This window comes from Pseudomonas sp. (genome assembly GCF_049300855.1).
Classification (GTDB): domain Bacteria; phylum Pseudomonadota; class Gammaproteobacteria; order Pseudomonadales; family Pseudomonadaceae; genus Aquipseudomonas.
This window is the reverse complement of record NZ_JBAQKH010000008.1, coordinates 136,381-151,610: the sequence shown is the minus strand read 5'-3', so window position 1 is coordinate 151,610 and position 15,230 is coordinate 136,381. Positions and strand designations below refer to the sequence as shown.

Annotated in this window: 17 protein-coding genes; 7 read left to right on the top strand and 10 right to left on the bottom strand. The window is 60.4% G+C overall.

Features of this window, described 5'->3' with window-relative positions:
• The first annotated feature begins 114 nt into the window (after positions 1-114).
• Positions 115-1,020, top strand: coding sequence for a cation diffusion facilitator family transporter (locus WA225_RS02750; RefSeq protein WP_422606776.1), 906 nt, complete (start codon positions 115-117; stop codon positions 1,018-1,020).
• Between the two features lie 137 nt (positions 1,021-1,157).
• Here WA225_RS02750 and WA225_RS02745 read toward each other — a convergent pair whose 3' ends face one another.
• The 7 genes from WA225_RS02745 to WA225_RS02715 all read right to left on the bottom strand — a co-directional run bounded on the left by WA225_RS02745 (position 1,158) and on the right by WA225_RS02715 (position 6,407).
• A complete protein-coding gene (locus WA225_RS02745) occupies positions 1,158-2,291 on the bottom strand; it encodes an AGE family epimerase/isomerase (protein WP_422606775.1) in 1,134 nt (377 codons plus the stop codon).
• A gap of 200 nt (positions 2,292-2,491) precedes the next feature.
• Positions 2,492-3,064 (bottom strand): HupE/UreJ family protein, encoded by a 573-nt coding sequence (locus tag WA225_RS02740; RefSeq protein ID WP_422606774.1) that lies wholly within the window; start codon positions 3,062-3,064, stop codon positions 2,492-2,494.
• Positions 3,065-3,091: 27 nt separating this feature from the next.
• Complete coding sequence (gene ureG, locus WA225_RS02735; RefSeq protein ID WP_135843456.1) at positions 3,092-3,706, bottom strand: urease accessory protein UreG; 615 nt, start codon at positions 3,704-3,706, stop codon at positions 3,092-3,094.
• An 11-nt stretch (positions 3,707-3,717) separates the two neighbouring features.
• Positions 3,718-4,392 carry an urease accessory protein UreF gene (locus WA225_RS02730; protein ID WP_422606773.1) on the bottom strand — a complete coding sequence of 225 codons (675 nt, stop codon included), beginning with the start codon at positions 4,390-4,392 and terminating at the stop codon, positions 3,718-3,720.
• Complete coding sequence (gene ureE, locus WA225_RS02725) at positions 4,389-4,889, bottom strand: urease accessory protein UreE (protein WP_160055397.1); 501 nt, start codon at positions 4,887-4,889, stop codon at positions 4,389-4,391. The genes WA225_RS02730 and ureE overlap by 4 nt, the downstream gene beginning before the upstream one ends.
• A gap of 300 nt (positions 4,890-5,189) precedes the next feature.
• Positions 5,190-5,822, bottom strand: coding sequence for a TetR family transcriptional regulator (locus WA225_RS02720; RefSeq protein WP_422606772.1), 633 nt, complete (start codon positions 5,820-5,822; stop codon positions 5,190-5,192).
• A gap of 168 nt (positions 5,823-5,990) precedes the next feature.
• Positions 5,991-6,407: a hypothetical protein gene (locus WA225_RS02715; RefSeq protein WP_008086187.1), complete on the bottom strand. Its 417-nt coding sequence runs from the start codon at positions 6,405-6,407 to the stop codon at positions 5,991-5,993.
• 385 nt (positions 6,408-6,792) lie between these two features.
• Here WA225_RS02715 and WA225_RS02710 point away from each other — a divergent pair, with 385 nt between their 5' ends.
• Positions 6,793-8,868 (top strand): AsmA family protein, encoded by a 2,076-nt coding sequence (locus WA225_RS02710; RefSeq protein WP_422606771.1) that lies wholly within the window; start codon positions 6,793-6,795, stop codon positions 8,866-8,868.
• 239 nt (positions 8,869-9,107) lie between these two features.
• Here WA225_RS02710 and WA225_RS02705 read toward each other — a convergent pair whose 3' ends face one another.
• Both WA225_RS02705 and WA225_RS02700 read right to left on the bottom strand, forming a co-directional pair.
• A complete protein-coding gene (locus WA225_RS02705) occupies positions 9,108-9,641 on the bottom strand; it encodes a ferritin-like domain-containing protein (protein ID WP_007915920.1) in 534 nt (177 codons plus the stop codon).
• Between the two features lie 98 nt (positions 9,642-9,739).
• On the bottom strand, positions 9,740-10,690 hold the full coding sequence (locus WA225_RS02700) for a LysR substrate-binding domain-containing protein (RefSeq protein WP_422606770.1): 951 nt from the start codon (positions 10,688-10,690) through the stop codon (positions 9,740-9,742).
• Positions 10,691-10,799: 109 nt separating this feature from the next.
• Here WA225_RS02700 and WA225_RS02695 point away from each other — a divergent pair, with 109 nt between their 5' ends.
• From WA225_RS02695 to WA225_RS02685, 3 genes are all read left to right on the top strand, one after another.
• Positions 10,800-11,438, top strand: coding sequence for an FMN-dependent NADH-azoreductase (locus tag WA225_RS02695; RefSeq protein ID WP_422606769.1), 639 nt, complete (start codon positions 10,800-10,802; stop codon positions 11,436-11,438).
• Positions 11,439-11,744, top strand: coding sequence for a DMT family transporter (locus WA225_RS02690; protein ID WP_422606768.1), 306 nt, complete (start codon positions 11,439-11,441; stop codon positions 11,742-11,744).
• Between the two features lie 91 nt (positions 11,745-11,835).
• Positions 11,836-12,714 (top strand): alpha/beta fold hydrolase, encoded by an 879-nt coding sequence (locus tag WA225_RS02685; protein WP_422606767.1) that lies wholly within the window; start codon positions 11,836-11,838, stop codon positions 12,712-12,714.
• Between the two features lie 119 nt (positions 12,715-12,833).
• On the opposite strand, the gene WA225_RS02680 is transcribed toward WA225_RS02685, so the two are convergent.
• Positions 12,834-13,721 (bottom strand): DMT family transporter, encoded by an 888-nt coding sequence (locus WA225_RS02680; protein ID WP_422606766.1) that lies wholly within the window; start codon positions 13,719-13,721, stop codon positions 12,834-12,836.
• 96 nt (positions 13,722-13,817) lie between these two features.
• On the opposite strand from WA225_RS02680, the gene WA225_RS02675 reads away from it, so the two are divergent.
• Positions 13,818-14,612 carry an AraC family transcriptional regulator gene (locus WA225_RS02675; RefSeq protein ID WP_422606765.1) on the top strand — a complete coding sequence of 265 codons (795 nt, stop codon included), beginning with the start codon at positions 13,818-13,820 and terminating at the stop codon, positions 14,610-14,612.
• A 63-nt stretch (positions 14,613-14,675) separates the two neighbouring features.
• Positions 14,676-14,981 carry a PsiF family protein gene (locus WA225_RS02670; protein WP_007915930.1) on the top strand — a complete coding sequence of 102 codons (306 nt, stop codon included), beginning with the start codon at positions 14,676-14,678 and terminating at the stop codon, positions 14,979-14,981.
• Positions 14,982-15,230 lie beyond the last annotated feature (249 nt).

Genomic DNA, 15,230 nt, shown 5'->3' with positions numbered 1-15,230 from the left:
GAGCGAGCTTGCTCGCGAAGGGGCCATAACAGGCAATAAATCCCGATAAGGTAAACTCCTCCTGCAACAACCCAACCGCACCCCGCGGTTTTCAAGGTTTTTCGAGGAGTCAAAGTGAGTAACCGAGGTGAGCAGGCACTGCTCAAACAATCGACCATTCTGATGTTGGCGGTGGCGATTGCCGGGATCGTCACCGGTTTTGTTTCAGGTTCGCAATCCATCCTGTTCGATGGTTTTTTCTCGCTGATCGCAACGTTCATCAAGGTGTTGATGCTGATCACCGCCAAGCTGATCGCCAAGCAAAGCAACCACCGTTTCCAGTTCGGTTTCTGGCACCTGGAGCCGATGGTGCTGTTGATCGAAGGCAGCTTTCTGATGCTGATTGCGATCTACGCGTTTCTCAATGGCGTGTTCGGCATCATCAACGGTGGCCGCGAGATCGAGTTGGGTCTGGTGATCATTTATGCGGCGGTGTTTACCGTGGTCGAATTCGCCTACTTCTTCTACGTCCGCCACCGTAATCGCACGCTCAAATCCAGCCTGATCCAGTTCGACAACATCAGCTGGCTGGTGGACGCGATGCTGTCCGTGGGCCTGTTGATCAGTTTCCTCGCGGCGTTGCTGCTCAAGTCTCAGGGTTATGGCCAGTGGGCGGTGTATGTCGACCCGCTGATCCTGATCGTGCTGGCCCTGACCATGTTGCCACCAGCGTTCAAGATCCTTCGCCCGGCCTTGCGCGATGTGCTGGGGATCGCGCCGGACACGCTGGATGATCAGGTACGGCAGGTGATGGACGCGGCGCAAGCCGAACACGGTTTCGACGATTACGTGTCGTACGTGCAGAAGCACGGGCGGGCGCGGTTTATCGAGATTCATGTGGTGTTGCCGGCGGATTATGCGCTGAGCCATGTCGGGCAACTGGATGCGTTGCGTGAGGAGATTTCGGCGAAGCTGGGCAAGCCGGATGCCGCGCGCTGGTTGACCATCAGCTTTACCGGGGACAAGAAGTGGATCGCCTAGCGACCGCATAACGGCCATTCGTCGGATCGCCGCCCGGAGCAGGCTCGCTCCCACATTGGAATTGCGCCGAACACACTATTTGTGAGCAGCACAAATCAACTGTGGGAGCGAGCTTGCTCGCGAAAGCGATCTATAAGTCAGCGAAGATATTCAGCCAGACCGTGGTAACAAGTCGCCAAGTGATACGGCGTAGTCGATGGCATGTCCTTGCGGCTCACCTCCCCCAACTCATCGCGGCACTCATGCCAGCCACCGGCATGCAGAAACCGCTGCTGCAACGCCTGCAACTGGCGCAGCACCACTGCTTCACTGTTCGGCCGCAAGGTCAGCGCGCGCAGGTATTCCGCCTGAGCCCAGATCCGCTGAGTCGAATCTTTCGGGCGCCCGTCCAGTTCCAGATCAAGCATCGCCCGCACGGCGCCGGACGGCTGCACCACACCGTATTGCTCGGTAAACGCAAACGCCCGATCAAGCGCCGCATGCAATTTCGAACCACGCAGCAACGGCGACGATTCGAGCAGGAAATACCACTCGAACTGATGCCCCGGCTCATACCAGTTATCCACAGCGCCGAGCGGTTTCTCCATCAATACGCCATGCTGCGGATCGACGAAGTGCTTGTGCATGGCTGTGCATAACGCCAGCAACGCGGTTTGCGTCTGGGTATTTTCGCGTACGGCGAGCGTGGCGAGGAATGCTTCTGCCAAATGCATCAGAGGATTCTGCAGCGGGCCGGTTTCGAGAGTGATCCAGTCACGTTCCAGACAAGCTTCGTACAAACCATCGCCGGTCGCAAAGCGTCGGCCGATGATTTCCAGCGCTGCATTCAGTGTCGACTCGACCAGCGCATCGCGGGACTTGTCCCAGTAATGCGCGCAGGCGAACAGAATGAACGCGTGGGTGTACAGGTCTTTGCGCTGATCCAGCGGCTTGCCCTGCGCATCGATGCTGTAGAACCAGCCGCCATGCTCGGCATCATGAAAGTGCCGTTGCAGCGATCGGAACAGCTCCGCCGCACGGACTTCAGCGTTATCCACAACCCCGATCAGGCTGGAAAACAGGTACAGCTGCCGAGCGCAGGCCATCGCCCGATAGCGTTGCGGTGGCAGTGGCTGGTGCGTGGCGTCCAGCGCCTCAAAGGGCAACGCCATGTCGGCGTTCCAGCCCGGGCCTTGCCAGAGCGGCACGATCACGTTGACGAAGTGCTGTTGCACATCATCGAACAGGGTGGTCAATTCGGGCAGGGTGGTGGAGCGGGAAGCGTGGGGCATGGGCGGACGTCGTCACGGGCTGGGGCGATTGCGCGACATGGTAGCAGAGCGGCGGGCTTTAGAGGTTTGGTGTCTGATCGGCCGTCATCGCTGGCAAGCCAGCTCCCACAAGGATATTGGGTGTTCACACAATTGTGGACTTACCCAATAACCTGTGGGAGCTGGCTTGCCAGCGATGAGGCCGCCCCAGGCGATAGAGATCAGCCCGCCAGCAGCCAGGCGCCTGTGATTGCCGAAGCCGCACCTGCAAGACGCACCAATGGTGCAGCGGCCTGAGGCAGAAAACGCACCACGGCATAACCGGCCGCATGCAAGGCTGCGGTAGCGACAACGAAGCCAGCGGCATACGCCCACGGGCTGCTCATGTCCGGCAGCTCCAAGCCATGCGCCACACCGTGGAACAACGCAAACACCGCCGTCGCCACCACCGCCATGACCAACGGCGGACGCACAGCCAATGCCACCGCGAGACCCAACGCCAATACCGACGCAGCAATCCCGCTTTCCAGTGCCGGCAACTCCAGCCCTTCAAAACCGAGCATGCCGCCGATCAACATGGTGCCGACGAACGTGCACGGCAGCGCCCAGCGCGCGGCGCCTTGCTGCTGCGCGGCCCACAAACCCACCGCCACCATCGCCAGCAAATGGTCGAGGCCGCCGATCGGATGGCTGATGCCGGCGATCAAACCGCTGTCGCCGTGCCCCGGGTGAGCGAAGGCCAGCGCGGGGGTCAGCAGCAGCGCCACGGCGCCCAGAATGCGTTTAAGTGTCATGAATAAGCTTCCTTGTTGATCAGTCAATCAGGCTGCGGTCAGCAGGCCCTGGCGTTCGATGAAGGCGATGATTGCATCAAGGCCCTGACCGGTTTTCTGGTTGCTGAAGACGAACGGCTTGCCGTTGCGCATGCGTTTTGTATCGCTGTCCATCATTTCCAGTGAGGCACCTACGAGCGGCGCCAGGTCGATCTTGTTGATCACCAGCAGGTCGGACTTGCAGATACCCGGCCCGCCCTTGCGCGGCAGCTTGTCGCCGGCGGAAACGTCGATGACATAGATGGTCAGGTCGGACAGCTCCGGGCTGAAGGTCGCCGAGAGGTTGTCGCCGCCGGATTCCACCAGAATCAGGTCGAGTCCCGGAAAGCGCCGGTTCAGTTGATCGACCGCTTCAAGGTTGATCGAGGCGTCTTCGCGGATCGCCGTGTGCGGGCAGCCGCCGGTTTCCACGCCAATGATCCGCTCCGGCGCGAGGGCTTCGTTGCGCACGAGGAAATCGGCGTCTTCGCGGGTGTAGATGTCGTTGGTGACCACGGCGAGGTTGTAGCGCTCACGCAGGGCCAGGCACAGGGCCAGGGTCAACGCGGTTTTGCCGGAACCGACCGGGCCGCCGATGCCGACGCGCAGAGGTTGGGTATTCATGGTTGTTTCTCCTAAGAGCGAAAGAGACGGCTGTACTGGCGCTCATGGGCCATGCACGCCAGGGACAGGCCGAACGCGGCGCTGCCCATGTGTTCGGGACGGATTCGGCTGGCGTCCTGCTGCGCCTGTTGCAGCAGTGGCAGCAGTTCGCTGGTCAGGCGCTGGGCGGCTTGCTGGCCCAGCGGCAAGGTTTTCATCAGTACCGCGAGCTGGTTTTCCAGCCAGCTCCACAGCCATGCGGCGAGCGCGTCTTGCGGGCTGATGCCCCAGGCGCGCGCGGCCAGCGCCCAGCACAGGGCCAGATGCGGTTCAGTGCATTGATCGAGAAAGTCACGGGCGGGCGCGTCGAGTTCCGGCAAGCCGTTGAGCAGTTGCTGCAACGAGTAGCCCATCTGCCGGCTCTCCAGATGCAGTTCGCGAGTCTCGCGGCTGGCGCGGTGGCTTTCGCAGAGGCTGAGCAACTCGGCCCACTGTTCGTCGGCGGCGGCCTGACAATGCGCCAGCAACAGCGGCGCTTCGAAACGGGCGAGGTTGAGCAGCAATTGATCACTGATCCAGCGCCGGGCGCTGTCGGGATTGTTCACGCGGCCGTTATCCACCGCCATTTCCAGACCTTGCGAATAGCTGTAGCCGCCAATCGGCAACTGCGGACTGGCCAGGCGCAGCAGCGCCCAGGCCGGATTCACAGGCGTACGCCGAACTGATGGAGTTTCGGCGCGTAATTGAAGTCTTCGTCGCCGTGGCGTGAATGGTGATGGCCGCCGCCGTAAGCACCGTGTTCCGGCTGGAACGGCGCTTCAATGGCTTCGACCTGTGCGCCAAGCTGTTCGAGCATCGCTTTGAGTACGTAATCGTCGAGCAGGCGCAACCAGCCATCGCCGACTTGCAGGGCAACGTGACGGTTACCCAGGTGATAGGCGGCGCGGGTCAGTTCAAAGGCGTTGGCGCAGGTGACGTGCAGCAATTGCTCGGGGCGGGCGCAGACGCGGACGATGCGGCCGTCTTCAGCCTGTAGGCATTCGCCGTCATACAGCGGCGGCTGGCCGCGCTCCAAAAACAACCCGACGTCTTCGCTCTCGGCACTGAAACAGCGCAGACGGCTTTTGCTCCGCGCTTCGAAGGTCAGGTGCAACTCGGCGGCCCAGACGGGTTGAGGGTCGATTCTGCGGTGAATCACCAGCATCGGAAAACTTCCAGCTATGGACAATGATTGGGTTAGAGCAAGGGGCTTGCCAATCGGACGAGATGTAGGAAATCCCTGTCGGAGCGTAGTGGATGTTTCAAGATGTTGCGGAATTTTGAAATGTTTTGGTGCGTGAAGATTTTTACATGCACCAAATGGAGGCCGATGCGCCGAACCAAATGTGGGAGCGAGCTTGCTCGCGAATGCAGTGGGTCAGAAATATATGTTGACTGACACGACGCCTTCGCGAGCAAGCTCGCTCCCACAGGGGATTAGGGTGAGTCAGTAATCGAAGGGAAATTACTCGGTACTGCCCAGCCCTTGCCAGTGTTTGAGGCCGATAAAGATAAAGCGCAGTTGCTGGGTGATCTTCGCCTGCGGCGTCAGATGCTCCGGCAAGGCTTCGGGCGGTGGGTCGATGATGTCGGGGAGGGTGGCAAACACCGATTTGACGATCAGGTCGGCCACCACGCTCAGGCCGGCGGCGTCCAGATGCTGCAGTTTGGGCATCATCGTCAGGTCCGAAGCAAGGTCGGAGCTGATGTTCTCGCGCAGCCGCCCGATCGCCTGACGCACCGGCAGCGAGCCGCCGTACTGCTCGCGCGCAAGAAACAGGAATTGCGAGCGATTGGCGCTGACCACATCGAGAAAGATCCGCACCGACGCATCGATGATGCCGCCCATGACGAATTCGTTGTGGCGCACCAGGCGAATGGTCTCGCGAAAGGTCTGGCCGACCTCGCTGACGAGCACCAGCCCGAGTTCGTCCATATCGGCAAAATGCCGGTAGAAACCGGTGGGCACGATGCCGGCGGTTTTCGTCACTTCGCGCAGGCTCAGGCTGCCGAATCCTCGGCCGCTCTCCATCAAGTGGCGGGCAGCGTCCATCAGGGCGTTGCGGGTTTGTTGTTTCTGTTCGGCGCGGGGCAGCATCGCAGAGTGTGTTCTTCGGCAGGACAAGCGCCGCACTCTAGCAAATCGGCTTTGTCGGCGTCGAACGGCGGGGCAGTAAAGCGAGGGTTTTTACGGGGTTCTTACCAGAACCTGAAAAGTCAAAAGCCCAATCCGTCGATTGGGCTTTTTTTCTGGGCCACCATGGGCTCAGCTCACAGCGCTGTTGCGTTCGATCACACGGTCACCACCACCTTCGGCAACAGCCTGGCCTTGTGGGGTTTTGTCGTAGCCGTCTTCAACCAGACCTTTTTCCTCGAGGCGATTGCGACCGTTTTCGGCGACAGCCTGGCCCTGTGGAGTTTTGTCGTAGCCGTCTTCGACCAGACCTTTTTCTTCCAGACGGTTGCGACCGTTTTCCGCTACCGATTGGCCTTGTGGAGTTTTGTCGTAGCCATCTTCAGCGAGGGTGCCTTTGGTGTGGTCGGAACCATCAGCGGCTACGGTCTGGCTGAACACCGAGTAGCTGGTTTTGACTTGGGGAGTGGCTTGATCGGCAGCAGGCAGGGCGAAAGCAGTGCTGGCCAGCATCGAGAGGGTAAGACTAAGCAGTAATTGGCGTTTCATGATGGGTTGCTCCTTGGGAGGGCGATAAAGTGGGTACGAGGGCAATGCTACTCTCGATAAGTCGATATAAAAGTTCATAAACGCAATGGTAATAATCAACAGAATTGATTGTTCTGCCGGGAGGCTCTAGATCGGGCCTTTCAGAGCAGCGGTTTTGCACCGAGGTGGGTATTTCCGACTCACTCGCGCCTCGCAAAAGTGCGGGTCGCGGTAACACTGTTCGACTGATCGGTCAGATTTCGCGCGACTTTTTGCGCCTTAATCGACCTTTCGATTAAACCTGCGGCTCGTTTACCAGTCGTAGATTTCATGAGGGCCGCTTCGGCCCGCCGTTTCAGCCGTGCGCCGCAGTCTTTGCGTGCGGTCGTGATCAGGAGCTTTGTGCATGACGCGCACTGGAAAAATCTTCAGCTGGACCTTCGCCATCCTCGTGCTGCTACTGGCCGTGCTGGTGTTGATCATCGTGTTCTTCGACTGGAACCGGATCAAACCGCCGCTCAACGCCAAAGTCTCGGAAGAACTGCACCGACCGTTTGCTATTAACGGCAACCTCGCGGTGATCTGGCAGCGCGAGCCGGACGAGGGCGGCTGGCGCGCGTGGGTGCCGTGGCCGCACGTGGTCGCTGAGGATTTGAGCCTGGGCAACCCGGACTGGTCGAAGAAGCCACAGATGGTCACGCTCAAGCGCGTCGAGTTGCGCATCTCGCCGTTGGCATTGTTGGCGCAACGGGTGGTGATTCCGCGCATCGACCTGACCGAACCCAACGCCGAGCTGCAGCGTCTGGCCGATGGCCGCGCCAACTGGACGTTCAAATTCGACCCGAAAGACCCGAATGCCGAACCGTCGAGCTGGGTGGTCGACATCGGCGCCATCGGTTTCGACAAGGGCCACGTCACCCTTGATGATCAGACCCTGAAAACCAATCTGGATGTGCTGATCGACCCACTGGGCAAGCCGATCCCGTACAGCGACATCGTCGGCGACAAAGCCGCGAAAAGCGCGCAGGACAAGGGCGGTGCGCCACAGGATTACGCGTTTGCCCTGAAGGTCAAAGGCCAATACCACGGCCAGAACCTCACCGGCCAAGGCAAGATCGGCGGGCTGCTGGCGTTGCAGGATGCGCGCAAGCCGTTCCCGTTGCAGGCCCAGGCGAAGATCGGCGACACCGGTATCGAACTGGCCGGCACGCTGACCGATCCACTGAATCTTGGCGCGCTCGATCTGCGCCTGAAGCTGGCTGGCGCCAGCCTCGGCAATCTTTATCCGCTGACTGGCGTGACCCTGCCGGACACGCCGCCGTACTCCACCGACGGCCATTTGATCGCCAAGCTGCATGACGAGGCCGGGGCGAAATTCACTTATGAGCAATTCAACGGCAAGATCGGCAGCAGTGATATTCACGGCGACCTGACCTACGTCGCCAGTCAGCCTCGGCCAAAACTCAGCGGCGCGCTGCTCTCCAATCAACTGTTGTTCGCTGACCTCGCGCCATTGATCGGCGCTGACTCCAATGACAAGCAGAAGGCTCGCGGCGGCGAGAGCAAACAACCGGCCGACAAAGTCCTGCCGGTGGAAGAGTTCAAGACCGATCGCTGGCGTGCGATGGACGCTGATGTCGAGTTCACCGGCAAGCGCATCGTCCACAGCGAGAAGCTGCCGTTCAACGACCTCTATACCCATCTGAAACTTAACGATGGCGAGCTCAGCCTGGAGCCACTGCGCTTTGGCGTGGCGGGCGGCAATCTTGATGCACAGATCCGCCTCAACGGTCGTACCGAGCCGCTGGAAGGCCGGGCAAAACTGACCGCGCGCAAATTCAAGCTCAAGGAGCTGTTCCCGACCTTTGAACCGATGAAGACCAGTTTCGGTGAGCTCAACGGCGACGCCGATATCAGTGGGCGTGGCAACTCGGTGGCCAAGCTGCTGGGCGGGGCCAACGGCAATCTGAAGATGGTGATCAATGACGGCGCGATCAGCCGTGAGTTGATGGAGCTGGCCGGGCTCAACGTCGGCAACTACGTGGTCGGCAAGATCTTTGGCGATAAGGAAGTGAAGATCAACTGTGCGGCGGCGGACTTCGATATCAAGACCGGTCTGGCGACCACACGGCTGTTTGTCTTCGATACCGAGAACGCGATCATCTATATCGACGGCACGGCGAACATGGCCACCGAGCAACTCGACCTGACGGTGACGCCGGAGTCCAAGGGCTGGCGTTTGATTTCCCTGCGTTCGCCGCTGTACGTACGCGGCAAGTTCATCAAGCCGGATGCCGGCGTGAAGGCCGTGCCGCTGATGTTGCGCGGGGCGGGGATGGTGGCATTGGGTGTGATCGCAGCACCGGCGGCGGGGCTGTTGGCGCTGGTGGCGCCGAGTGGCGGCGAGCCGAATCAGTGTGCGCCGTTGCTGGAGCAGATGAAGGCGGGCAAGGCGCCGGTCACCGTTAAGCCGACCAAATAGCCGGTGCCCGTAACGACCCCTTCGCGAGCAAGCTCGCTCCCACAGGGGGGCCGCATTCTTTAAGGTGAATGCGGTCGAGTGTGGGAGCGAGCCTGCTCGCGAAGGCGGTTTTCCTGATCGTTCCCACGCTCTGCGTGGGAATGCCTCAACGGACGCTCCGCGTTCGGCAATAAAAAGGCACGCGGAGCGTGCCGGGCTGCATTCCCACGCGGAGCGTGGGAACGATCAGTCGTCAGGGATTACAGGTCGTTCAGGATGTCAGCCATGTCATCGGCATGCTCTTCTTCCTGCGCCAGGATATCTTCGAAGATCCGTCGGGTAGTCGGGTCTTTCTCGCCGATGTACTGGATGATCTCGCGGTAGCTGTCGATGGCGATCCGCTCGGCCACCAGGTCTTCGTAGACCATCTCTTTGAGGGTGTTGCCGGCCACGTATTGCGCGTGGGACATTTTCGACAGCAGGTCGGGGTTGAACTCAGGCTCGCCGCCCAATTGCACAATGCGCTCGGCCAATCGGTCGGCGTGTTCGGCTTCCTGGGTGGCGTGTTCGAGAAACTCTTCAGCGGCCACATGGGCTTTCACGCCATTGGCCATGAAGTAGTGGCGTTTGTAGCGCAACACGCAGACCAGTTCAGTGGCCAGCGATTCATTGAGCAAGCGCAGCACCTCTTCACGGTCGGCGCTGTAGCCCTCGGTGACGGCGCCGTTTTCGACGTGTTGGCGCGCGCGGTCGCGCAGGGTTTGGACATCTGAAAGATGCAGGTCGTCGCTCATTTTAATCTCCAGGAGGCTAATCCGATGGGCGCCACGTTCTGCGGACGTGGTCACTACCCAAGTTGTGAGTCATGAGCGAAGGAAAAAGTTTTATCGATTTACGCAGGCGTCTCCGTCGACGTTGCCGCAGCCTGCGAGCGTGGTAGCAGCCCCGACAGCACCGCCTCTTCCTGCAACCACTGAAAGAACGCCCGCACCGGCGGATGCCGTTCACGGCCCGGCACACACAACGCGCTATACCCAGCGCCGTCGACCTGAACCTCGCCCTTGTACGGCAGCAGCAAACCGCTGGCGACGCTCTCCGAGACCAGAATATTGCTCGCCAGCACCAACCCTTGCCCGGCGATCGCCGCTTGCAGGGCGTAATGTTCCTCGTCGTATTCGCGGTTGACCGGGTGCTGATTCAGCCAAAGTTCGCCGGCCTTGGCGCACCATGCTTGCCAGCCATGGGCATACAGTTTCGAGTTGTGCCAGCGCACGCTGATCAGGGTCGGCGTGCGCCGGGCCGCCAGCGCGACTTGTTCCGGCGAGCCATACACACCGAACGATTCATCGAACAGACACAGTCCATACAGGTTCGGGTAATCGTCGAGGCTATAACGCAACACCAGATCGACGCTGGCGTCCTGGTGCAGGTCGATGACTTCGCAATGCGTATCAAGGCGCACGTTGATGTTCGGGTGCTGCGCGTAAAAACGCCCGAGGCGCGGCACCAGCCACAACGCGGCAAACGCGGCGGTGGTCGACAGCGTCAGCGTGCTGGCGTTGCGCTGCGGGCGCAGGCTGTCGACGCTTTGCGCCACCTCCAGAAACGCGCCGTGCAGGCTGCGAAACAGCCGTTCGCCGCCCTCGGTCAGGCGCACCTGGCGCGGCAGACGTTCGAACAGGGCGACGCCGAGCCAGTCTTCCAGCGAACGGATCTGGTGCGAAATAGCCGTCGGCGTCACCGCCAGTTCTTCTGCGGCAGCCTTGAAACTCAATAGCCGCGAAGCCGATTCAAAGGCGCGCAGGGCGGTGAGGGGCAGCGAGGCGAACATTGAAAACTCCATGGATGAAATGAACTCATCCCGACTGATTTTTGCTCATTTGAAGAGGCGCCGTAACGAGCCGCAAGCTGCAAGCCACAAGCAGTTTGATTCTAGTCCGGAGGATTTACAGATGAGTAAGATTCTTGCGATTCATGCCAGCCCACGTGGCGACCGGTCGCATTCACGGCGTCTGGCGGAAAGTTTTCTCAGCGCCTGGCAGGTCCGTCATCCACAGGCGCAGGTGACCCGTCGCGAAGTCGGCCGTGCGCTGATTCCGGCGGTCAACGAGGCCTTTGTTGCCGCCGCATTTCATCCGCAGCCTGAGGTGCGTCCATTGTCGATGCAGGCCGATCTGGCATTGAGTGATCAACTGGTCGGCGAATTGTTCGAGCATGACCTGCTGCTGATTTCCACACCGATGTACAACTTCAGCGTGCCCAGCGGCCTCAAGGCCTGGGTCGATCAGATTGTGCGTCTGGGCTTGACCTTTGATCACACGCTGGACAACGGCGTCGCCCAGTACACCCCGCTGTTGCAGGGCAAAAAGGCGCTGATCGTCACCAGTCGCGGCGGCTTCGGCTTCGGTCCGGGTGGCGAGCTGGAAGCCTTGAACCATGCCGACCCATGGCTGCGCACGGCGTTGGGGTTTGTCGGCATCAATGACGTCACCGTGGTCGCCGCCGAGGGCGAAGAATCCGCTGAGCGCACCTTCGCGGTGTCGGTGGCCGAAGCCGAGCAGCGCTTGCTCGACCTCGCCCGGGCGTTCTAGGTGGCCTGGTTGTTCCTGCTGATCGCCGCCGGGTTTGAAGTGACGTTCGCCATGGGTATGAAGTACGCCGAAGGTTTCACCCGGCTCTGGCCCTCGCTGATCACGGTGGTCGCAGCGATCGGCGGGATTTATTTTCTGACCCTGGCGATGCGCGAGTTGCCGTTGAGCGTTGCCTACCCGATCTGGACGGCGCTGGGTTCGCTGGGCACGGTGTTTCTCGGTTTCGCCTTGCTGGGCGAGAGCCTGACGCTGGTCAAACTGCTTTCGGTAGGGCTGATTGTGGCGGGGGTGGTGGGCCTGAAGTAGGCTGGTCGATGAGTTGTCATCATCAGGGAGGATGCTTGGCGGGCGTTTTGCACGTCTGGCATCCACTCACCGACCACAAGGATGTTTGCCCATGTCGACGCGTTATCCACTGGTGCTGGTGCCGGGCATGCTCGGGTTTATCCGGCTGGTTGTCTATCCGTATTGGTACGGCATCATCAAGGCATTGCGCCGGGGTGGTGCGACGGTGATTGCGGTGCAGGTGTCGCCGCTCAATTCCACCGAGGTGCGCGGCGAGCAGTTGCTGGCGCGCATCGATGAGATTTTGCGCGAGACCGGCGCGCAAAAGGTCAACCTGTTCGGCCACAGTCAGGGCTCGCTGACGGCGCGCTATGCCGCGGCGAAACGGCCGGATCGGGTGGCTTCGGTGACGTCGGTGGCCGGACCTAATCATGGTTCGGAGCTGGCTGACTACCTGGCGAAACATTACCCGGCGGACAGTGCCAAAGGACGGATCCTTGAGGCGCTGTTGCGTTTCGTCAGTTGGTTGATGGCAGTGCTGGAGACCGGTTATCACGGGCCGAAACTGCCGGTGGATATTCATGCCTCGCACCAATCGCTGACGACTGAGGGTGTGGCGCTGTTCAATCAGCGTTATCCACAGGGCCTGCCCGAGACGTGGGGCGGGCACGGGCCGGAGGAAGTTAACGGCGTGCGTTATTACTCGTGGTCGGGGACGTTGCAACCGGGCAAGACCGATCGTGGTGGCAACCTGTTTGACGGGACCAATCGCAGCTGTCGCTTGTTTGCGAAAACCTTCGTGCGTGAACCGGGGCAGTGCGACGGGATGGTCGGGCGCTACAGTTCGCATCTGGGCACGGTGATTGGTGACGACTATCCGCTGGATCACTTCGACATCGTCAATCAGTCGCTGGGGTTGGTCGGCAAGGGCGCGGATCCGGTGCGGCTGTTTGTCGAGCATGCGGCGCGGCTTGAGGCTGCGGGGGTTTAACTGGCACACCGCGTTATCGCTCATCGCTGGCAAGCCAGCTCCCACAGGTGGGGATCGAACACAAATCTTGTGAACGCCCAAATCACTGTGGGAGCTGGCTTGCCAGCGATGGGGCCCGGTCAGGCAACGCTGATCCGGCGGCCCAACACGGTGGTCCAGCGCTCAGACAAAATCACCCCGCCCAAGGTCAGCAATCCACCGACCAAGTGATACATCGCCAGTTGCTCCTTCAACACCACCGCCGCAATCAGCGCGGTAATCAACGGCAGCAAGTTAAAGAACAGCGTCGTGCGGCTCGGCCCCAACCGCTGCACTGCCTGCATCCACGCCAGCGGCGCAAGCATCGACGCCAGCAAACACGCATACAACACCAGCGGGATGTTCTGCACGGTCAGCCCGGTTTTCGGCGAAGCGGCATACAGCGGAAACAACACGACAATCGCCACCAGCACCTGCAGATACAGCAGCACCAACGGCGGCAGGCGCAGCTGCCATTTCTTCAGCAGGGTGCTGTAAATCGCGTAGGCCAGGGTGGCGATCAGCATCATCGCGTCACCCATGTTCAGCCCGTGTTGCAGCAACGCACCGAGGCTGCCGGACGACACCACCACCAGCACACCGGCAAACGACAACACCGCACCGACCAGCGCACCCGCCGTCAGGCGCTGTCCAAGGCTGATAATCGCCATGGCCAGCGACATCAACGGCATCAGCGACAGAATGATGCCCATGTTGGTGGCGGTGGTCAGGGTCGCGGCGAAGTAGGCGAGGCTCTGATACACCGCCATGCCGAGCACACCAAGGACGAAAATCTTGCCCAGATTGGGACGAATCTGCGGCCAGTGCGCGATCACCGCTTTGAGCATGAACGGGGTGAACAGCAAACCGGCCAGCAGCCAGCGGTAGAAACCGATCTCGGCGGGGAAAATCGCCCCGACCGCCAGTTTGTTGATCACGGTATTACCGGCCCAGATGAAAATCGCCAGCAGCGGAAACGCGTATTGCATGAGTTGAAACCAGTACGTTGATGAAGCGCGATTATCCCTTGTCTGGATGCAAGCCTATACTTCGAACCGGACAACCTGCCTCTGAAACCGGACAGCATGAACAGCAAACACATCGATCTGCTGGATTTCAGCGAACTGCCGTCAGCGGTGTACTTCCGCTACGCCGATTTCAATGCCCATGAATACGCCGCGCCGCACCGGCATCCGTGGGGCACTTTGGAATACGCGGCCCACGGCGTGCTGCACATGGATGTCGACGGCAGCCGTTTCATGTCGCCGCCGCAATACGCGGTGTGGGTGCCGCCGCAGGTCGAACACAGTTTCTACAGCCATCAACCGGTCAACTATCGCGCGGTGTGCCTCGACCCCAAGGTCTGCACCGGACTGCCCAAGCGCGCCTGTACCCTGGCGATCAGCGACATCCTCAAGGCGATTCTCAAGGACTTCGCCGCCCGTGATGTGAAGATTCCCGAGTTCGATGCCGATCAGCGTCTGGCACAGGTGTTGGTCGATCAACTGCAGCAGGCGCCGGTGCATGAGTGTTATCTGCCCTACGCGAGCAGCCCCGGTTTGCTGGCGATCCTGGAAACCTTGCAGGCCGAGCCGGGCAACAATCAGCCGCTGGCGCATTGGGCGCTGCAAGTGCACGTCAGTGAACGCACGCTGGCGCGGCAATTTGTCCGTGAGCTGGGGATGAGTTTCGGTGAGTGGCGTCAGCGTTTGCGCTACCTCGCCGCGATCGAGGCGCTGGAAACTTCACGCAGTGTGCAGGAAATTGCCTTCGACCTCGGTTACAGCAGCGGCTCGGCATTTATCGCCATGTTCGCGCGCCAGGCCGGTTGCACGCCGGAGCAGTATCGCCGTAGCCATCTGGAAGGCAGGAAGGTGTAACAAGATTTGGCTACACTCCAGCAGAGGCCGCCCCCCTCGGTGCGGCGACAAGGAGAAAACTCCATGAAGATGTTGCGTGTGCCTTTGTTGATGATTGGTTTGCTCCTGTGTTCCCAGGGTTTCGCCGCGACGGCGCAACAGAACAAAATGACCACCTGCAATGCCGATGCGACCGCCAAGAGTCTGAAAGGCGATGAGCGCAAAACCTTCATGAGCACCTGCCTCAAGGCAACGCCAGCGGCCAACGATGCCAAGGCCCTGACCCCGCAGCAGGAAAAAATGAAAACCTGCAACGCCGACGCGAAAACCAAAGCCCTGACCGGCGATGCGCGCAAGACATTCATGAGTGATTGCCTGAAGAAAAAATAACTTGATTGGGTGGGGTAACTGGTCGACGCGTCCGCTTGAGATTTGCCCTCACCCTAACCCTCTCCCGGAGGGAGAGGGGACTGACCGTGTTGTCTCAAGGTATTCGTCGCCTGAGAAATCCGGTTGATTATGGATTCCATGGCGCTGTTCCAGGTCAGTGGATATCCCGAGCATTCCCCAATCGGTTCCCTCTCCCTCTGGGAGAGGGCCAGGGTGAGGGGGCTGAAACACCGCATATACCTAGTGCTC